Source organism: Maribacter sp., assembly GCF_016744255.1.
In the GTDB taxonomy this organism is placed as follows: Bacteria; Bacteroidota; Bacteroidia; order Flavobacteriales; family Flavobacteriaceae; genus Maribacter_B.
The window spans coordinates 1-20,348 of the sequence record NZ_JADGES010000003.1 but is presented as its reverse complement, the minus strand read 5'-3'; the positions used below and the strand labels follow the sequence as shown (position 1 = coordinate 20,348).

Below are 20,348 nucleotides of genomic sequence, written 5' to 3'. Positions count from 1 at the left end.
TTTTTAACTAAAGAAGCGGGGTTTAGTTTTTTTTATTTTATTATTCTCTTAAGGCAATTAAGTTGCCTGTAGGGTCTTCTAGAAGGATACTATCTGGTGAGTTGTCTACAATAACTACTGTGTCGTTTGGTTTATCTGGTAAGCCAGGATAGGTGATAGTGTACACGCCATTTTTTTGACTCCATCTAAAATCTGTTTTCATGATAACTTTACCATTTTGTAAATCGTGGTACCTTCCCAAGTAAGCATCATTAAAAATCCATTCTTGCTTATTTGTGGTCAACTTTTGTGTTGTGCTATTAGTATCGGTATTTGCATTAGACCAAACACCAATTACGGGGTCGTTGTTCTCTTCAATTCTGGAGCAATTGCTCACTAGAATGATAGCTAAAATTGTTAGGAATGAAAAAACTTTTTTCATTGTGTAGGTTTTTGAGATTTGGGGGTTCAATACTTTTTTAACGTAAAACAAGAGTTTGGTATTGCTAAAATTCGACGTATTGCACAATAATTCCGATTTCTTCGTTGAATTACATTTGTTTTTTATATAAGTGGTATTTCATCGGTGTTTTCTATTCTATAAATAGTACAATTTTGCTGATTTTCATCATATTTTTTTGAAGAGAATTCAGTACTTTTGAGGTGTTAAAAAATTGAAATTTTAAAATATAATAATATGAAAATTACCGTAGTAGGAGCAGGTGCCGTTGGCGCAAGTTGTGCAGAGTATATTGCTATTAAAGATTTTGCATCAGAAGTAGTTTTGTTAGATATTAAAGAAGGCTATGCGGAAGGCAAAGCAATGGATTTAATGCAAACAGCTTCCTTAAATAGTTTTGATACAAAAATTACAGGTGTTACTAATGACTATTCTAAAACAGCAGGAAGTCACATTGCTGTAATTACTTCTGGGATTCCTAGAAAGCCAGGGATGACTAGAGAAGAGCTAATAGGTATTAATGCTGGAATAGTAAAAACAGTTTCTGCTAGCTTAGTGAAAGAATCTCCAAACGTTATTTTAATTGTAGTGAGTAATCCTATGGATACCATGACGTATTTAGTGCATAAAACTACCGGATTACCTAAAAGCAGAATTATAGGTATGGGTGGTGCTTTAGATAGCGCTCGTTTTAAATACAGATTAGCAGAAGCTATGGAAGCTCCTATTTCTGATATTGATGGAATGGTAATCGGTGGACATAGCGATGTAGGGATGGTTCCTTTAACTTCACATGCTACAAGAAATAGTGTAAGAGTTTCTGAGTTTTTATCAGAAGATAGATTAAATCAAGTTGCTGCAGATACTAAAGTTGGCGGAGCTACACTAACTAAATTATTAGGAACAAGTGCTTGGTATGCACCAGGAGCTGCTGTATCTGGATTAGTACAAGCAATTGCTTGTGATCAAAAGAAAATGTTCCCATGTTCTACTTATTTAGAAGGCGAATACGGATTAAATGATATTTGTATAGGTGTTCCTGTGATTTTAGGAAAAGATGGAATAGAGCGTATTGTAGATGTTCCATTAAGTGATGCTGAAAAGGCCAAAATGCAAGAAAGTGCAGCTGGTGTAAGCAAAACAAATGCCCTTTTGGAATTATAGTCTTTAATATAGATTTAAGGAAAAGCCTTTGTAGTTTAACTATAAAGGCTTTCTTTTTTTTATAATGAGAAGTTTTAGAAATATATATTGTAAAAAATATACTACGTAGTACATCTTTATTTTTATATTTGCCGCATGAATACAAAATGGTACATAGGTACTTTAATTATTATTCTAGCCCTAATAGGTCTAAATCAGGAGCAAGCTAAAGTCGCTAACCAGCAGATTGTACTACAATTTACGGATGTAGAAATGACTTCGGTAGCTAATCATGATGATGCTTTGGCAACAATTACCAAAAAGCTACAAGTCTTAGGTGTTGCTAATATTGAAATAATAGAAAATGATAGTACACAACTAAGTATCCGCTATTATAGTGATATTGATGCCATTAGTGTTAAAGAATTCCTTTCTCATGATAGTGAGTTATCACTAGCATATAAAGATGTCGATCAATTACCTTTTGACTTTCCAAAAGATAAACTTCCTGAAAATTATAGCCTAGTAGTTTCTGATTTTCAGCAACAAACAGATGACGGATTAAGTTTAAACGGGAAATTTGCTTTTGAATTAAAGCAAGATTATAAGAGATTTTCTAATCCGATAGTTATACAATTTAATGATTCAATAGTATTTAAACAAGATGCTATTGTACTCTTGGCTTACAAAATAAATAGAGTTATTGCAATTGCAATAGATAATACTTCACACGCTATTCCAGAAGTAAGGGCAGGACCTTATGTTTGTGGAAATAGCTAAAATGCTTGTTAGCATAGTTTCTGTTAATAGACAAAGAATTTCCATAAAAAGAATACCATTAAAGAATACCATTAAAGAATTTAAATACTTTGTATAAAGTACTAATCTTTAAGTCTTCTAAAAGAACAACATCAAAATCAATATATTAATCATTAAAGATATTTTTTAGCATAACAGCTATAGGGTATCGAAAATTTAAATTAAATAACCAATGCAAAATAAAGGACTTATAAAGCTTTTTGCTTTATTATTTGGGTTAGTTAGTATCTACCAACTTTCTTACACTTTTGTTACCAGCAAAGTGGAAGGAGAAGCGGAAGTATATGCTACTAGCCAAATTTCGGAAACTGAAACAGATTATATCGCTAAGCGTGAAGCGCTAGGAGCTAGTTATTTAGACTCCATAGGTAATAATTCTATTTTAGGGTATACTAACTACAATGAAGCAAAAAAGAAAGAGTTAAATAAAGGACTGGATCTTAAAGGTGGTATTAATGTTACACTTCAGATTTCTGTAAAAGACATCTTAAAAGGATTGTCTAATGATAGTAAAAACCCAGTGTTTAATAAGGCATTAGTAGATGCAGATGTATTATCTAAAGATAGTGATGATACGTATGTTAACTTGTTTTTTGAAGCTTTTGATAAAATAAAAGGAGATACGAAACTTGCTTCTCCAGATATTTTCGCAAATAAAGGGCTTAGCGAAGAAGTTAATTTCCAGATGACAGATGATGCTGTTAAGCCAATAATCGAAAGAAAAATCGATGAGTCTATCGTTTCTGCTTTTGAAGTATTAAGAGAACGTATCGATGGTTTTGGTGTTACACAACCAAATATTCAAAGAGAAGGTAATTCTGGTCGTATTCTAGTAGAGCTTCCAGGAGCAAGAGATATTGCTAGAGCGCAAGGTTTACTTTCTAGTACTGCGCAGTTAGAGTTCTGGGAAACACATAAACAAGGGAATCCAAGTTTTAATACTTTCTTAATCTCGGCTAACGAAAAGCTAAAGGCTATTGTAGATCTTAAAAAGACAGATGAGCCAGAAGTTCTAGAGACAGAAATAGATTCTTTACTTTCAGATGTTGCTGCAGATTCTTTAGATTTAGCAAGTCAAGTAAATCCTTTATATGATTTATTGATACCTGCTAACCCAGGGAGTCATGCAATGTTTAGAGTTGCTATTAAGGATACCGCTGAATTAGGTAGTTACTTAAGAATGCCTCAGATAAGAAGATTGTTACCTGCAGATGTTCAATTTACAAAATTTGTATGGGAGCGCCCTTCTAATGAAGATGTAGAGGTAGTAGAATTATACGCTTTAAAATCTAATAGAGATGGAATACCAAGAATTAGTGGTGATGTAGTTAGTGATGCAAGAGCTGATTTTGACCAATTTAGTAAACCAGCAGTATCCATGACTATGAATACAAAAGGTGCTAAGCTATGGGAGAAGTTAACTGGTGATGCGTATACGAACCAAACTGGTATTGCTATTGTTTTAGATAATAAAGTATATACAGCTCCTGGCGTATCTTCAGGTCCAATTTCTGGAGGTCGTTCAGAAATTACAGGAAACTTTACAGTAAATGAAACTAAAGATATTTCTAATGTATTACGTGCTGGTAAATTACCTGCTTCTGCAGAAATTATTCAGTCAGAGATTGTTGGTCCTTCTTTAGGACAAGAAGCTATAGATAGTGGTTTTATGTCTTTCTTAATTGCAATGTCTATTGTCTTATTATGGATGATATTTTATTATGGTAAAGCAGGAATATTTGCAGATATAGCGTTACTATTAAATATTTTATTAATATTTGGTGTTCTTACGAGTTTAAATGCGGTACTTACTTTACCTGGAATAGCAGGTATTGTATTAACTATAGGTATGTCGGTAGATGCTAACGTTCTTATCTTTGAACGTATTAAAGAGGAGTTAGCTAAGGGTAAAGGAAAATCACAAGCAGTAGCAGACGGTTTTAGCAATGCACTATCTTCTATTTTAGATGCAAACATTACTACAGGTCTTACGGCAATAATATTGTTCGTATTTGGGTCGGGTCCTATTAAAGGATTTGCTACTACCTTATTAATTGGTATTCTTACCTCTTTGTTTACAGCAATCTTTATTACAAGATTATTAGTAGATTGGTATTTAAGTGGAAAAGGAAGAAAATTAGATTTCTCTACCGCGATCACTAAAAACTTATTCCAGAATATAAATATTAACTTCTTAGTTAAAAGAAAAATTGCTTACGTAATTTCAGCAATATTAGTTGCTATAGGATTGTTCTCTTTGTTCTTTGGAGCAGGATTGCAACAAGGGGTAGATTTTGTTGGAGGACGTTCGTATCAAGTACGTTTTGAACAACAGGTTAATCCTTCAGAAATAGCATCAGAACTTAATACTGTTTTTGGGAGTGGTACTAATGTAAAAACATACGGAGAGGGGAATCAAATTAAAATAACAACTCCTTATAAAGTAGATGTAGAAGGTATTGAAGTAGATAATGAAATTCAAGCTAAATTATTTACGGCATTGCAAAAGTACTTACCAGATGGTATCTCTAAACAAGATTTTATCGTTGGTAGTAATGATAAATCTATCGGTATTTTACAATCTGTAAAAGTAGGCCCAACAATAGCGGATGATATTAAGAACAATGCATTTTTAGCCATTATTGGTTCTCTTGCAGTGGTATTCTTATATATCTTATTGCGTTTCCGTAAATGGCAATTCTCATTAGGAGCAGTAGTAGCTGTTTTTCATGATGTTTTAATTGTACTAGGTATATTTTCTATACTAGGAAAACTAATGCCTTTTAATATGGAAATAGATCAAGCATTTATCGCAGCCATACTGACCGTAATTGGTTATTCGCTGAATGATACCGTGGTTGTGTTTGACCGTATTAGAGAAATCATTGGAGAAAGAGGATGGAATAATGGAGAAAATGTAAATTCTGCAATTAATAGTACATTAGGAAGAACGCTGAATACTTCTTTAACAACCTTAGTTGTGTTGTTATCAATATTTATTTTCGGAGGTGAATCTTTAAGAGGATTTATGTTTGCTATGATTATTGGTGTAGTTGTAGGAACATATTCTTCTGTATTCATTGCGACTCCTGTAATGTTCGATACTTTAAAGAAAAAAATACTTTCTGGTGAAGCAGAAGATATTGTAGAGTAAATACAGAATTATAATTATAAAAAAGGGCCTTAAGAATATTCTTAAGGCCCTTTTTTTGGTTTAATATCCAGATATTTTGCTTCTAAATATATAGGATTAATTCTTTTTGTTGCCTCGTAGACTTGCCTCGAGTTAGTTTACTTAAGGTAATAGTGATTTAAGATTGTATAGCTCCTGTAGAGCCATTTGTACTTGGACTTAGTATAAAATGCTTGGTAGGGTTTAACCCTGCCTCGGGTCTATGAGAAACAAAAATTATTGCTGTTGTAGATTCTGAAGCTATTTTATTTACAAAGGAAACCAGTAAATGTGCAGAGGCATCATCTAAGCCAGTGGTGGGTTCATCTAAAATTAGTAAGTCTGGGTGCTTAACCATTGCTCTGGTGGTCATAACTAAGCGTTTTTGCCCCATAGATAGGTTGGTGTAAAGACTATCTCTTAAATCCCACATTTGGATTAATGTAAGCCATTTTTTGGCTAATTGCTTTTGAATTTCAGTTGGTCTTACATATAGGCCTATAGAATCATTAAAACCAGAAATTAGCATTTGTTCTACAGAATGGTATCCAGTAAACTTATCTGTCATTGCCGGAGTAAAATAACCTATTCGTCTTTTTATATCCCAAATGCTCTCTCCGCTCCCTTTTTTTCTTCCGAATAGAAATAACTCTTGCCCGTATCCTTTTGGGTTTTCTCCGGTTATCATAGATAATAAAGTGGTTTTTCCACTTCCGTTATTTCCTATAAGTTGCCAAAAGGAACCCTGTTCAATCGTCCAATTAATATTTTGTAATACCTTTTTGTCCTCAAAGGAGACATTTATATTTTTTAAGTGAATGAGTATTTTTTCGGTATAGTCAGATGGTTTTATTGGAGGGGGAATAGCGCCAAATAATTCTACCTCTTTTTGGAAGGTTTTTATTTCTTTAAGCGAGCTATACGTGTGGAGTTCTTCTTTTTCTAGAAACGCATAATTGGTTATAAATGGCAGCAAATCTTCTTTTCTGCTTATAATCTGAATAAAAGAAATAGTTTCGGCCTTTTGTGAAAGCGTTTCTTTAAGATTTTCCTGAGAGCTAATGTCTAAATTATCAAAAGGATTATCTAAAATAATGGCTTTTGTATTGTTGTTAAATAAATATTGGAGTAGCGCTTTTTTTTGTTCACCACTAGATAAGGTTTTTAGTGCCTGTTTAGAATCTTGGGTAAGTGTCTTTTCATCGTGGCGGTCCTCTTCATCAATAAAATGTTCAATAGTTATTTTAGAAAAAAGAGCAATGTTTACATTAACAAAAGCGGTAAGCTCTTTGTAGTGTCCTTTTTTTAATAGTTCTTGTGCAAACCTATTTTTGTTAGATTCGTTAGTAATAAAAATTGCCCAGTGTTGTTTAGTTCTCATAATTTTATTCTGTATATGTGTACTGGGTTATTTTTATAAGTTGTTGTTTTGTCTAGAAACATACCGTTTGCTATAGCTACTTTTTGGGAAGGAATGTTATCTATATGAATAATAGATATAATGGATTCTGAAATTTTGTTTGCAATGGCAAAATTTTTACATTTTTTTGCGGCTTCTGTAGCATAGCCTTGTTTCCAATATTTTGGTAAAACAGAATACCCTATTTCTATTTCGGGAATACAATCTACTTTTTGTACTAAGAGGCCGCAGATACCTATAAAAGCATTGGTGTTAGAATTTATTAGGGCATTCATGCCGCCTAGCTTATTGTTGTATCGTTCAAAAATGGCCTTAAACTGATTTTTACAGGCTTCTAGGGGGATTTTTTTTTCGCCTTCCCAATATTGGGTGCTAAGGGGTTCTTCATGGAAAGGAAGCCAAGAATTGAAATCGGAAGGTGTTATTTTGCGGAATGTTAACCGTTTGGATTGTTCCCCGTCTAATAATAAATACACCCTTTTATTGTTTGCTATATTCCACTCTATCGCCAACCTCTAAAATCCATTTTTCGGCTAAACCTGCATTTACTTCTAAAACATATTTAACAGGAACAATAGACGACAGTCCTTTTTCATCAAAAGGTTTTGCGTTTTCTTGAAAGCTAGCTATTCTTAGATTTTCATCAATGTAAATAATGTCTAACGGAAATTGCGTATTCTTCATATAAAAAGAGTGTACGGCAACGTCTGGGAATATAAAAAGCATGCCTTGGTTTTGTACTATTCCCTTTCGGTACATTAAGCCAGTTTCTGTTTCGTAATCGCTTTCTGCAATTTCAATGTCTAATTGAGTAAGAATAGAATCTTTTTCTCCTTTGTATATAGTTAAAGAGCCTTCTTTATGAAAAACAATAGGTTTTGTTTCTACCACTTTTTTAGTTTCGCTTTTGCAACTGATTAATATTCCAATGAAGCAAAATAGAAAAAGGGAAAGACTAACTTTTTTCATCTTTTTAAGGATTTAATTATTTGTTTGCTGTTTTTGGTTTAAACATAAAAAATAAACCTACTATAATGAAAGGAATGCTAAGCCATTGCCCTGTAGATAAAAGTCCTAAAGACTCTTCAAAACCACCTTGGCTTTTCTTTACAAACTCTACGATAAAACGAATAGACCAAAGAAGTACTAAGAATAAGCCTAGAAGATATCCTGGTTTGTCTTTTTTATCTGTCTTCCAGTATAAGAAGTAAAGGAGTACAAAAACAAAAATATAACATACGCCTTCATATAATTGAGCAGGGTGTCTGTATGGAATCTCTGCTAAGTATTGCGAAAATTCGGGATTGTTTTCTATTGCATCATAAGCAGCAGTAAGTGTTTTTTCTTTCGTAACGGCTAGTGCTTTACTTGGGTGTAAGTCATCTGAATCTCTTATAAAACGAGTGGCAAAGGCAAAAGACTCATCTACGGGTTTGCCATTAATTTCGGAATTAAAAAAGTTACCTAAACGCACACAGAAAGCTCCTATAGATACAGGTACAACTAATCTATCTAATATCCATAGAATTTTAAATTCAGGATATTTTCTAGTGTATAAATACATGCCAATAATAATACCAATCGTTGCTCCATGACTCGCTAATCCTGTAAAGCCTGTAAATTCATATCCGTTAATAAAACCAAATAATTTTTCACCGACACTTTCTCGGATAGGTAATAGTATTTCTATTATATGATTTTGGTAATAAGGCCAATCATAGAAAAAAACGTGGCCTAAGCGGGCACCTAGCATTGTTGCTAGAACCGTATATATAAAAAGAGAATCTAATTGTTCTATTGTTTTCTTCTCATTTAAGAATATCTTTTTCATTATGTACCATCCTAATGCAAAAGAGGTTATCCATAATAGATTGTAATATTTAATTTGAATGAAACCAATATTGAAAAGAGTTTCGTTTGGATTCCAAGTAAAGCCTAAGAAAAACATAGTAGATTTTATTTTTTTGAATGACTAAGATAAGTATTTACACTAAGTAACCTTAAAAAGAGATGTTAGTATTTTTTTAAATTATAAATTGGTTAGGGTACTGGGTCGTAGCCTTTTCCTCCCCAAGGGTTACAGCTAAAAATGCGTTTGGTTGCTAGCCATCCTCCCTTAAATAAGCCGTGTTTTTTTAAGGCTTCTAAAGTGTATTGTGAACAGGTGGGAGAGTAGCGGCATGTTGCAGGGGTAAAAGGAGATATTACAGTTTGGTAAAACCTAACTAAAAAAATGAATGGAGCTATGAGTATTTTCTTTATCATGCTATTTGTACATTTTTTTAGTTAGGTTTTTTCAAGGTAGTTTTATTAAATATTAAAAGTGGTTCCGTCTTTACCATCTTTTAATTCAATACCCATTTCGGCTAATTGATTTCTAATTTTATCTGAAGTGGCAAAATCTTTATTTTCTCTAGCTTCTTTTCTTAATTCTATTAATAGCTCTACAACGCCTTCTAATTTTTTGCTGCCATCATTAGTGTTGTTTCTGTTTTCTAGTCCAAGAACATCAAAAACAAAACTATGTAAGGTTTCGGTTAAAATAGATTTGTCTTCTTCTGTAATGCTCTCTTTTTCTTCTCTAATGAGGTTAATTTGCTTTACGGCCTCAAATAACTTAGCAATAAGAATAGGGCTATTAAAATCGTCATTCATGGCATCATAACATTGTTGTTGCCATGCTTTAAAATCGAAAGAAGAAGTGTTTTTTGTTGGAATTTTTTCTAGATTATCTATAGCTTCCATTAATTTGTTGTAGCCTTTTTCAGAAGCCAATAAAGCGTCGTTACTAATGTCTAAAATACTAGTATAATGCGCTTGCATCATAAAAAATCGAACAACAGAAGGGGAAAAGGCTTTACTTAAAAAGGGGTTTTCTCCAGTAAAGATTTCATTAGGAAGAATACTATTTCCTGTGGATTTTGCCATTTTTTTTCCGTTCAAGGTAAGCATATTAGCATGTAGCCAATAGTTTACTGGGGAATGTCCATTACAAGCCTCGGCCTGAGCAATTTCACATTCGTGATGTGGGAATTTTAAATCCATTCCGCCTCCATGAATATCGAACGTTTCTCCTAAGTATTTGGTGCTCATAGCTGTACATTCTAGATGCCAGCCAGGGAAACCGTCTCCCCATGGAGAAGGCCAGCGCATAATATGCTCCGGTTCTGCTTTTTTCCATAGAGCAAAATCTTGAGGGCTTCTTTTTTCACTTTGTGCAGCAAGTTCTCGTGTGTTAGAAATCATATCTTCTAACTTTCTGCCGCTTAGTTTACCATATTCATGAGATTTATTAAAAATATTTACATCAAAATAAACAGAACCATTCACTTCGTATGCGAATCCTTTTTCTAAAATATCTTTGATAATTTCTATTTGCTCAATAATATGCCCTGTTGCTGTAGGCTCGATACTTGGTGGTAAAAAGTTGAATTTCTCTAAAATATTATGAAAATCAACCGTATAGCGCTGAACCACTTCCATTGGTTCTAGTTGTTCTAATCTTGCTTTTTTTGCAATCTTGTCTTCCCCGTCGTCAGCGTCATCTACCAAATGGCCTGCATCGGTAATGTTTCGAACATATCTTACTTTATAGCCCAAGAGCTTAAAATATCTAAAAATCATATCAAAAGACATGAATGTTCTGCAGTTTCCTAAGTGAACATTGCTGTACACGGTTGGGCCACAAACATACATACCAATATGCCCTTCGTTTATAGGTTTAAAAATTTCTTTTTTGCCGCTAAGAGAATTGTGTATTTTTAATGTCTGATTTTTAGTTGTTTGCATTCGTAAGTGTAATGGTATTAAAATTTAGTTTCTAATTTTACGAAGTTTAAAAATTCACTCCTAACAGCTTCTTCTTTAAACTTACCGCCATATTCAGCAGTAACCGTGCTACTTTCAATATCTCTAATTCCTCTAGAGTTTACGCATAAATGCTTTGCATCTATAATACATGCAACATCTTCCGTGCCTAGAGCTTTTTGTAATTCTCTAACAATTTGAATGTTTAGGCGCTCTTGCACTTGTGGGCGTTTGGCATAATAGTCTACAATACGATTCATTTTTGAAAGCCCAACAACGGAGCCATTAGAAATATAAGCAACATGAGCTCTTCCAACAATAGGAAGTAAATGATGCTCGCAAGTAGAGTAAACTGTAATGTTTTTTTCTACTAGCATTTCACCGTATTTGTACTTATTGTCGAAGGTAGAAGCTTTGGGTTTACGTTTCGGATTTAGTCCGCTAAATATCTCATTAACAAACATTTTAGCAACTCTTTGTGGCGTTCCTTTAAGGCTGTCGTCCTCTAGATCTAATCCAAGAGTTTGTAATATTTCTTTAACGTTCCCTTTAATTTTTTGTATTTTCTCTTCATCGTTTAATACAAAAGCATCTTCTCGCATTGGAGTGTCTTCAGAAGAGGCCAGATGGTTATCTCCGATGTCATCATATTCCTCATTCAATGTGCTGTCCATTTTCATCTAAATTCAACTTTTAAGAAGGGCAAAGATATACATAATATGCCACTTTATATTACTGTGGTGGTGTTACACAACATAAATTAGTGTTAAGAAAATACCTTGGTTATTTTTATAAATTCCAATTTCTTAGTATTATTTATGAGCCGTTTAGGAGCTATATTATATTTTCTTTTTATTGCTGGGGGGTTCTGTCTTAATGGACAAGTTTCTCCAGACTGCTCTAATGCGGTTCCTATATGTAGTAATACACCCGTAAATGGCGGTACTGTTGGGTATGGCTCAGATGATTTTAATGGAGCGAGTGAAAGTGGCTGTTTGAGGGAAACAATGTCTGGGGTTTTAGAAACTAATTCTGCTTGGTATAGATTTAGAACAGGTGCAAGTGGACAATTAGGTTTTAATATAGGTTTTGATGTTTCTGAAGATTGGGATTTTGCCTTATATAAAGCATCCGATTGTAATAATCTAGGAGAACCAGTTCGTTGTAATTTTTTCGATAATGCAGATGCTAACTCTTTTATGGGGGTAGGGGTGGATCCAGCTGGGGATGAAGATACTTTTTTATATGAAGATTGGTTACAAGTAGAAGCAGGAGAAGATTATTTTTTGCTACTTAATAATTTTAGCAATACAAACTCTGGTTTCTCTATTCAGTTTTCTGGAGATATTTTTGTAGCCAACCCATACGATGCTTTAGATTGTTCTATTATTAATAACTTATTGGGGCCTCCAGTGTCAGCATGCGATATAGATACTATTGTTTTAGACGCTACTATATTAGGAGCTGTTACGTATGAATGGTTTTTAGATATTGGTACAGGTTTTTCTAAAATACCAGCAGAAAGCGGGCCAACTTTGGCTGTTGCGGTTTCTGCTCTTTATAGAGTTGTTGTAATAATGCCCACGAATGAGAATATAATTAGTGAGGCTCAAGTAGCTTACTCTCCTTCTCCTATCACTTATACTTTGAAGGATGAAATAGTTTGTTCGGATGATTCTACATTTAATTTAACAAAAAAAGACACGGAGGCCTTGGGTGTACAAAGTCCCGATGATTTTATGGTTACTTACCATTTATCACAGACAGATGCTTTGAATGGTGTTATGGCTATTGCTAAAGACGAAAATACTTTTTTAGGTACGCATACCATTTATGTGCGAACAACATCGATAGAGAATTCTAATTGTTATGACGCATCTGAACAGTTTAATTTAGAGGTTATAGAAAAACCAACTTTAAATTTCTCTGATGAATTGTTTTTATGTGCGAATGAAATTTCAGGCACTATTGGAGAAATAGTACCAAACTCTAATTACACCTATTTATGGGATACAGGAGAAATCACTTCTAGTTTGGTAGTGACCCAAGAAGGGGAGTATACGCTTACTGCAACCCAAACAAGAAATGGAGTTAGTTGTTCTAATACCAAAACTATTACCGTGGTAATTTCAGAATTACCAGTAATTACGAATATTGATATTGATGATTTACAGAGTAATAATGTTGTTTCCGTAACTTTAGATTTAGAAGAGAATTACGAATATCAATTGGATGAAGGGAAGACTCAATTATCAAATATTTTTAAGAATGTATTACCAGGTGTGCATTTAGTAACTGTTATTGATCCAAAAGGTTGTGGTTCGGTTACAGAAGAAATTGTGGTGGTTGGTTTTGATAAATTTTTCACTCCAAATGGAGATAATCGTAATGATGTTTGGTTTGTAAGTGGAATGTCTGTTTTGCAGAATCCTCAAGTATATATCTATGATAGGTATGGAAAATTCATTAAACAACTAAATGCTAATTCCGTAGGTTGGGACGGTACTTATAATGATTCTCTCTTGCCAGCATCCGATTATTGGTTTAAATTGACTTATGAAGATGATAACGGACAGTCTAAAATAGCGAAATATATAAATAATCACTTTTCTCTAAAAAGATAGTTTTAAGCCGTTTTTCTATCAAAAATTATGCTGTTCATCGATTAACAGTATAATTTCTCCGTTGTATATAATAAACCTTCTTAGTGGCAGTTATAGTAGTAATCACTAGTGTAATGTTAGCCCCATATCTATGCGATCACTTTTTTATGTTGTTTGCTTTTTCTTGTTTTTTACAATAAGTAGCAAAGCTCAAAACTCGGCAGATTGTAGAACTGCTATTCCTGTATGTGCAGATGCGCCAATTTTTTCTGAAGCCGATGGTGGAGGGGATATTGATGATTTCGACCCAGATGTAATTCGGGAAACGGGTTGTCTTGAGAAAGGAAGTGTGTCTTCTGCCAATATTGAGCACAACACTTCTTGGTATGTTTTTAGAGCAGGTACTGGTGGTCAAGTTGGTTTCGATATTGAAGCAATGGCTGTAGGTGGCGGAATGACTACTACCGCAGAATGGGATTTTGCTGTATATGGTCCCGATGTAGATTGTGCAGATATTAGTGCAGGTGTCGCACAACCCATACGTTGTAATTATGAGGTAAACGATACGGAATTTACGGGCATAGGGGTGAATCCTGAAAACGGGCAAGTAGGAGCCCCTTTTTTAACTGGTAGTCAAAACACCTATGACGAGTGGCTAGATGTTCAGCCAGGAGAAATTTACTATATTTTAATAAACAATTTCAATACAAATTTTGATGGAGATCCAGAACCTTATTCTTTAACGTTTACAGGGAGTTCTGTAGATGCAGATCAGAATACAGCTTTGGATTGTACTCTAAGAGATGAGTTTTTAGGACTAGATATAGTTGCTTGTGATGGCGACCCAGATATTATTTTAAGTGCTCTTAATTCTCCTGCGGGAGCAGATATAGCTTCTGTAGAGTGGACTGTAGATTATGATGAAGATGGGAGTGATGATGCTACTTTAACTGGTACAGGGCCATTCGGGGCAGAATTAGTGGTTCCTAGTGGTAGTTCTGGCAGGTATTTTGCGGTAATAACCACTATTTCTGGTACTCCACTAACGGTGGAGCACCCTGGAGGGATACTCATTACTTTTTATGGTGACCCTGTTTTGGATAGGGTAGAAATATTGGATACTAATTTATCTATTGATCCAGATAAGAATAACGTAGAATTTTTTGTAGTAGGGAATAGCAGCTATGAATTTGCAATTAATGGCGGAGAATTTCAAGATGATTCTATATTTACAGATGTGCCACCAGGGTTAAATACGGTAATAATAAATGATAAAAATGGCTGCGGAATTACTGAGCCAATAGAGTTTTTAGTAGTCGCTTACCCTAAATTTTTTACACCGAATAATGATGGTTTCTATGATACTTGGAATATATTAGGAATTGAAACATTGATAAATCCTACAGTGTATATATTTGACCGCTACGGAAAATTATTAAAACAGCTAGATAATAATACTATTGGTTGGGATGGTACTTTTAATGGTAGGTCAATGCCTTCTTCGGATTATTGGTTCCGTTTTGAGTATGATGAAGACGTATCTAATATTATAGTGGCAAAAATACGAAAGACACATTTTACATTAAAAAGATAAAAAAATAGCCTTTGAATAAAGGTGATTTTTTTATCTTTTTTTTAAAACTTCTTTAGAAGTTAATAGTGTAGCTTAAAGTCCCATTGGTATTTATTCTATTTACCATTGCAGGAGTTGTAATCCCGGTGCTAAATAGACGCTCACTAGTATCTTGTTCCGTTCGGTTTAAAGCAAAATCTAATCTGCTTCCACCAAAATTATAACCAATTCCTGTGGAGTATCCAGTTAATTCCCCAGCTAAATTACTATCAGCGTAAGGGCTTTGCTGGTAACGATAACCTGCTCTTAAACTTACTTGAGATATGCGGTACTCTCCACCAACTTTAAAAGTAGAAACCGCATTTAAGTTATTGCGAATATTGTTGTTTTCAATAGCAAAATTGCTATCCGTTGTAGGTCTTAATTCTGCTTGCGACATATCTTGATATATGTAATCAAAACTTAGTAAACCATCTTTGCCAAAAATAAGGGCTAAGCTTCCTGTTAGTTTGCTCGGCGTTTTTATGGTGTAGGTATCAAATAAATTAACAACATTAAAGTTTATGTAGTTAATATCTTCATCTGCTAAGTCAGAATCTATACGTTGCGAAAATTCATCTGTTAAGCGGTACCATGTAGGGGATTGGTAGCTACCACCAATACGTACATTTTTATTTAATTTGGCAATTGCTCCAAGGTTTAAGGATATTCCACTTCCTTCCGTACGTAAGAAACTATCGAAAGTAGTTTGTTTTATTCGAGATGTGGTATTGTATCCAGTTTCGGTAAATTCTTTATACTCTTCATATAATACATTGTGAAAGTTTATAGAAGCTCCAAAGTAGAGATTGTCTTGGTACTGCGATGCTATATTTAAAATTAATTTACTATTGAAACCCGAAGTGTTTTTAAGTAATTCTTGATTTACAGTGGTATAGTCTGCAGTTCTTGTGTACTGCGTATTTTCATCAACTTCATTGATAGGGTCAATAATTCCTCCGTAATACCCTAAGAAAGCTTGTTGGCTAGCAAATCCTTGTTTAGAGCCAATATCTAAGTAGGCATTTTCTAAGTATTCCCCTTGTTGTCTGCTTATAGAGCCAAGAGATGTACCTTGCGCAAAATCTAAAAAATAATTATCAATTCCTTGTGGACTATTTCCCGAGGTAATTACTTTGTTTTCAAAATTACGAGCAACATCATAGTTGATGGCTAGAGCTACCTTTTTCCAATTAGAATTCCCAGAGCTTTTAAGGATAAAAACACCACCAGCTTGGTTTATGTCTATATAATATTCTTTCGTTTTGTTTCTGGTGTTGGAGTATAAAGAAGAATTATCTTTTTTGTAAGATGTTCCAGAAATGGTAATTAAACTGTTGTTGAAGACTGCAGACCCTGCGGGATTTACATTTAAAGCGGATAAGTCTCCTCCTAGGGCACCAAAAGCACCACTCATGGATTGAAAACGGGCTGTTCCTTGGGGGTTTTCTAAACTGTAACGGAGTACATCGGTGCTGTTTTGAGCATTAATAGTAATGCATGCCAATAGCGTTATGAAAGTTAGTATGTTTTTCATTTTTTTTTGTCTTTTAAATAGTAAAATAATAGGACTCTTTTTATTGTCTACGACTACTGCTTCTGCTGCTAGAAGAAGAAGATCGACTAGGGCTACTGCTACTACGAGAGCTACTTCCAGAACTATAATTACTGCTTCTACTAGAGGAGCTGCTTCTTGTAGAGCTAGAACTTCTGCTAGGGCTGCTACTTCTTCCTGAGCTATAAGTGCTTCTACGCGGAGAAGAACTTCTGTAAGATTGATTCGTTCTGGAACTATTTGTTCTGGTGCCAGAATTACGGTATGTAGATGTTCTTGGGGCTGTTTGTGTACTTCTAGAAGTAGAGCTTCCGCTTCTAGAAGTACTTGTTCTTGGAGTGCTACTTCTGTATGTTTGGCTTGTTCTAGAGGAGCTATTATATCTAGGAGTTGCTCTTGTACTTCTACTTGTCCTGTAGCTTCTATTTTGGTCTACTCCAACCGATCTTCCTGTGGTAGTATTACTTCGATATAATCTAGAGCTACGAGAAGTAGCACTGTTTCTGTTTGTAGAAGAGCGTGTAGAGCTTCTGTATCTTGGAGAAGTACCTCTTGTATTTACATTAGATCTTCCTCTTAATGCTACGCTAGAATTACTGTTAGTAGAGCTATTTCTGTTGTAATAGCCTCTTCTTGTATTGTTATAAGCGTAGGTTCTGCTATTGTATCTTGTATGGTATGGGTATCTATTGTATCCGTTATAACCATACCCAGACCCATAATAGTAAGAATTCCAAGGGTTATAGCGACTTCTGTATCCGTAGCCACCCCATCCCCAAGGGTTGTTGTATCTGTAAGACCAAGGACTGTAGTAGCCCCATCCATAATCGTAATAAGCATACCCCATTCCATAACCATAGTTACCCCAACCATAATCAATCCAATTAGAGTTATTCCATCCATTAGTATGGTACGTAATGCTTATATTAGATGTATTATCTCCCCAATTACCATATCCCTCATAATCATTATCTGTAGTGTAATAATCGGTTAATTGACTATCTTGTATACTGTCGTTTTCTACCTGACTAGTATAAGAATCTACGTCTGTAAAAATTTCACTATCGAGTATTTCATCATATTGATCTGCTTTTTGACCAAAATAATCAGTATAAGTGTCATTTTCTTTCTGTTTTTTTATAGGTCTTTTTTGTCCTTGTTCAGCAACGGCAACTGGCGTGTTTCCTTCGGAATAAATACCGTCATTGTCATAGTAGGACGCCGTTTGATAGGATCCACAAGAAATTGCAAAAATGCCTAAAAGTGCTAACGAAAACGCTGCACTTAATCGAGAAAGGGGTAGAGAATGTATCATCGTTGTAAAATTAATTGTTGAACATAGTAAAAATAATTAGTTTTACCGAATTATTTCGATAACATAAACACAAGTTTTGTGCCAAACTACATATAATGAGTAAAAAATTAACGAAGAGAAGCGAGGATTATTCTAAATGGTATAATGAGCTTGTAGTAAAAGCGGATTTAGCTGAAAATTCTGGAGTTCGCGGTTGTATGGTGATTAAGCCTTACGGCTACGCTATATGGGAAAAAATGCAAGCAGCATTAGATAAAATGTTTAAGGAAACGGGTCATGAGAATGCTTATTTTCCGCTTTTTATACCTAAATCTTACTTGAGTAAAGAAGCTAGCCATGTAGAGGGCTTTGCTAAGGAGTGTGCTGTTGTTACGCATTATAGATTAAAAAATGCAGAAGATGGTTCTGGAATAATAGTAGACCCAGATGCGAAATTAGAGGAAGAACTAATTGTAAGGCCAACATCGGAAACTATTATTTGGGATACGTATCGTAGATGGGTACAGTCTTACCGAGATTTACCATTACTTATCAATCAATGGGCAAATGTAGTGCGTTGGGAAATGCGTACGCGTCTTTTTCTTAGAACAGCGGAATTCTTATGGCAAGAGGGGCATACGGCTCATGCTACCGAAAAAGAAGCTATTGAAGAAGCAGAACAGATGATGCATGTGTATGCAGATTTTGCAGAAAACCATATGGCAATGCCTGTGATAAAAGGGGTAAAAACCGAAAGCGAACGTTTTGCTGGGGCTATCGAAACGTATTGTATAGAGGCTTTAATGCAAGATGGTAAAGCTTTACAGGCAGGAACATCGCATTTCTTAGGGCAAAATTTCGCAAAAGCTTTCGATGTTAAGTTTGCCAATAAAGAAGGCAAGAAAGAATATGTATGGGCTACTTCTTGGGGTGTTTCTACACGTTTAATGGGGGCATTGGTAATGACTCATAGTGATGATAATGGGTTGGTTTTACCTCCAAAATTAGCGCCAATACAAGTTGTTATTGTTCCTATTTATAAAGGGTTGGAACAACTAGATGCTATTTCGGAGAAAGTGAACCCATTAGTAAAAGAATTACGAGCTAAAGGAATATCTGTAAAGTACGATAATAGAGATACCTACAAGCCAGGATTTAAGTTTAATGAGTACGAGTTAAAAGGTGTTCCTGTTCGTTTGGCGATAGGACCTCGCGATTTGGAAAATGAAACTTATGAAGTAGCAAGGAGAGATACTTTTGAAAAAGAAACGGTTGCAGCAGCAGATGTAATCGCTAAAATTGAGTTTTTAATGGAGGATATTCAGAATAATATTCACCAAAAAGCATTAGATCATAGAAAAGAACATATTACGGAAGTAGATACTTATGAAGAGTTTAAAGAGGTTCTAAATGGTAAAGGAGGTTTTGTTTCTGTGCACTGGGATGGGTCTATTGAGACAGAGGATAAGATAAAAGAAGAGACAAAAGCAACCATAAGATGTATTCCAATCGATGCAAAAGAAGAAAATGGTGTAGATATTATCTCTGGAAAACCCTCTAAAAGAAGGGTCTTATTTGCAAAAGCATATTAATTTGAAAAAAAATAAGTACAGGTGTTGCGATAGTGAAAAATAATTGTATTTTTGCATCCGCATTTACACAATGTATGGTCCGTTCGTCTAGGGGTTAGGACGCCAGGTTTTCATCCTGGTAACAGGGGTTCGATTCCCCTACGGACTACAATTGAGTTCTGAAATATTGAATTTTTAAATGTCTTAACGGTCCGTTCGTCTAGGGGTTAGGACGCCAGGTTTTCATCCTGGTAACAGGGGTTCGATTCCCCTACGGACTACAAATTTGGGATAGTATCCCTAACAACAACATAATAATAAAGATAAGATGGCAAATCACAAGTCAGCATTAAAGAGGATTAGAAGAAACGAAGCGGTACGTTTACGTAACAGGTACCAGCATAAAACAATGCGTAATGCATTGCGTAAGTTGCGTTCTGAAGAAAGTAAGAAAGATGCAGAAGCATTTTTTCCTACGGTTGTTAGTATGATTGATCGTTTAGCTAAACGTAATATTATTCATTCTAATAAAGCGGCAAACTTAAAAAGTAAATTAGCGAAGCAAGTAGCTGCGTTATAGTATTACTTTTTTATTACAATATTAAAAAGCGTTCAACTGAAGAGTTGAACGCTTTTTGTGTTTTTATAATTCTTGAGACCTTATCCGGGTCAAGTATAATTTTAGGGGACTAGTAAGATTTATGCATAAATTATGGATAGTCTGTAGAGGAAAAATGTAATGTCTCTGACTCCTCTAAACTGTGCTCTGAACTCTTTTATTTTGGCATTGAAAGATTCCGCTGAAGCATTGGTGCTTCTGTTATTAAAATAGTTCAATATTGTTTTATAATGCATTTGTATAGATCTTGAGATTGTATTGAACGACTTGAATTCTGTTTTTTCAACCTTTTCA

18 protein-coding genes and 2 tRNA genes are annotated in these 20,348 nt (G+C 34.5%); 9 read left to right on the top strand and 11 right to left on the bottom strand.

Annotated elements, in window-relative coordinates; all coding sequences use genetic code 11:
- Positions 1-40: 40 nt before the first annotated feature.
- Positions 41-421 carry a hypothetical protein gene (locus tag QZZ51_RS01190; protein WP_291864733.1) on the bottom strand — a complete coding sequence of 127 codons (381 nt, stop codon included), beginning with the start codon at positions 419-421 and terminating at the stop codon, positions 41-43.
- A gap of 255 nt (positions 422-676) precedes the next feature.
- Between QZZ51_RS01190 and QZZ51_RS01185 the strand changes: the two genes are divergently transcribed.
- The 3 genes from QZZ51_RS01185 to secDF all read left to right on the top strand — a co-directional run bounded on the left by QZZ51_RS01185 (position 677) and on the right by secDF (position 5,555).
- Entirely contained in the window at positions 677-1,603 is a 927-nt protein-coding gene (locus QZZ51_RS01185) for a malate dehydrogenase (RefSeq protein WP_291864730.1), read from the top strand.
- A 135-nt stretch (positions 1,604-1,738) separates the two neighbouring features.
- Positions 1,739-2,362, top strand: coding sequence for a hypothetical protein (locus QZZ51_RS01180; protein WP_291864728.1), 624 nt, complete (start codon positions 1,739-1,741; stop codon positions 2,360-2,362).
- Between the two features lie 211 nt (positions 2,363-2,573).
- On the top strand, positions 2,574-5,555 hold the full coding sequence (secDF, locus tag QZZ51_RS01175; protein ID WP_291864724.1) for a protein translocase subunit SecDF: 2,982 nt from the start codon (positions 2,574-2,576) through the stop codon (positions 5,553-5,555).
- A gap of 157 nt (positions 5,556-5,712) precedes the next feature.
- On the opposite strand, the gene QZZ51_RS01170 is transcribed toward secDF, so the two are convergent.
- The 7 genes from QZZ51_RS01170 to folE form a co-directional block, all read right to left on the bottom strand.
- Positions 5,713-6,954: an ATP-binding cassette domain-containing protein gene (locus tag QZZ51_RS01170; RefSeq protein ID WP_291864721.1), complete on the bottom strand. Its 1,242-nt coding sequence runs from the start codon at positions 6,952-6,954 to the stop codon at positions 5,713-5,715.
- Positions 6,951-7,469 (bottom strand): GNAT family N-acetyltransferase, encoded by a 519-nt coding sequence (locus QZZ51_RS01165; RefSeq protein ID WP_291864717.1) that lies wholly within the window; start codon positions 7,467-7,469, stop codon positions 6,951-6,953. The genes QZZ51_RS01170 and QZZ51_RS01165 overlap by 4 nt, the downstream gene beginning before the upstream one ends.
- A 4-nt stretch (positions 7,470-7,473) precedes the next feature.
- Positions 7,474-7,962 (bottom strand): DUF192 domain-containing protein, encoded by a 489-nt coding sequence (locus QZZ51_RS01160; protein ID WP_291864715.1) that lies wholly within the window; start codon positions 7,960-7,962, stop codon positions 7,474-7,476.
- Positions 7,963-7,978: 16 nt separating this feature from the next.
- Positions 7,979-8,941, bottom strand: a complete 963-nt coding sequence (gene lgt / locus QZZ51_RS01155; RefSeq protein WP_291864713.1) for a prolipoprotein diacylglyceryl transferase — start codon at positions 8,939-8,941, stop codon at positions 7,979-7,981.
- A 92-nt stretch (positions 8,942-9,033) separates the two neighbouring features.
- Positions 9,034-9,258, bottom strand: coding sequence for a membrane protein insertion efficiency factor YidD (gene yidD / locus QZZ51_RS01150; RefSeq protein WP_291864711.1), 225 nt, complete (start codon positions 9,256-9,258; stop codon positions 9,034-9,036).
- Positions 9,259-9,303: 45 nt separating this feature from the next.
- Positions 9,304-10,782, bottom strand: coding sequence for a cysteine--tRNA ligase (gene cysS, locus QZZ51_RS01145; RefSeq protein WP_291864709.1), 1,479 nt, complete (start codon positions 10,780-10,782; stop codon positions 9,304-9,306).
- A 17-nt stretch (positions 10,783-10,799) separates the two neighbouring features.
- Positions 10,800-11,480, bottom strand: a complete 681-nt coding sequence (gene folE / locus QZZ51_RS01140; protein WP_291864707.1) for a GTP cyclohydrolase I FolE — start codon at positions 11,478-11,480, stop codon at positions 10,800-10,802.
- Between the two features lie 138 nt (positions 11,481-11,618).
- Between folE and QZZ51_RS01135 the strand changes: the two genes are divergently transcribed.
- Positions 11,619-13,424, top strand: coding sequence for a T9SS type B sorting domain-containing protein (locus QZZ51_RS01135; RefSeq protein ID WP_291864705.1), 1,806 nt, complete (start codon positions 11,619-11,621; stop codon positions 13,422-13,424).
- A 130-nt stretch (positions 13,425-13,554) separates the two neighbouring features.
- Positions 13,555-14,997: a T9SS type B sorting domain-containing protein gene (locus tag QZZ51_RS01130; protein ID WP_291864702.1), complete on the top strand. Its 1,443-nt coding sequence runs from the start codon at positions 13,555-13,557 to the stop codon at positions 14,995-14,997.
- 52 nt (positions 14,998-15,049) lie between these two features.
- Here the strand turns inward: QZZ51_RS01130 and QZZ51_RS01125 are convergent, their stop codons facing one another.
- Both QZZ51_RS01125 and QZZ51_RS01120 read right to left on the bottom strand, forming a co-directional pair.
- On the bottom strand, positions 15,050-16,552 hold the full coding sequence (locus QZZ51_RS01125; protein WP_291864699.1) for an outer membrane protein transport protein: 1,503 nt from the start codon (positions 16,550-16,552) through the stop codon (positions 15,050-15,052).
- Between the two features lie 40 nt (positions 16,553-16,592).
- Positions 16,593-17,885, bottom strand: a complete 1,293-nt coding sequence (locus tag QZZ51_RS01120; RefSeq protein ID WP_291864696.1) for a hypothetical protein — start codon at positions 17,883-17,885, stop codon at positions 16,593-16,595.
- Between the two features lie 95 nt (positions 17,886-17,980).
- Between QZZ51_RS01120 and proS the strand changes: the two genes are divergently transcribed.
- From proS to rpsT, 4 genes are all read left to right on the top strand, one after another.
- The gene (gene proS / locus QZZ51_RS01115; RefSeq protein WP_291864694.1) at positions 17,981-19,456 is read left to right on the top strand and encodes a proline--tRNA ligase; all 1,476 of its coding nucleotides are present in this window, start codon (positions 17,981-17,983) and stop codon (positions 19,454-19,456) included.
- Between the two features lie 76 nt (positions 19,457-19,532).
- Positions 19,533-19,604, top strand: a tRNA-Glu gene (locus tag QZZ51_RS01110).
- Positions 19,605-19,644: 40 nt separating this feature from the next.
- Positions 19,645-19,716, top strand: a tRNA-Glu gene (locus QZZ51_RS01105).
- Between the two features lie 47 nt (positions 19,717-19,763).
- Positions 19,764-20,015, top strand: coding sequence for a 30S ribosomal protein S20 (gene rpsT / locus QZZ51_RS01100; protein WP_291864691.1), 252 nt, complete (start codon positions 19,764-19,766; stop codon positions 20,013-20,015).
- Between the two features lie 119 nt (positions 20,016-20,134).
- Here rpsT and QZZ51_RS01095 read toward each other — a convergent pair.
- A partial coding sequence (locus tag QZZ51_RS01095) for a transposase (RefSeq protein WP_291864689.1) occupies positions 20,135-20,348 on the bottom strand: 214 nt, incomplete at its 5' end.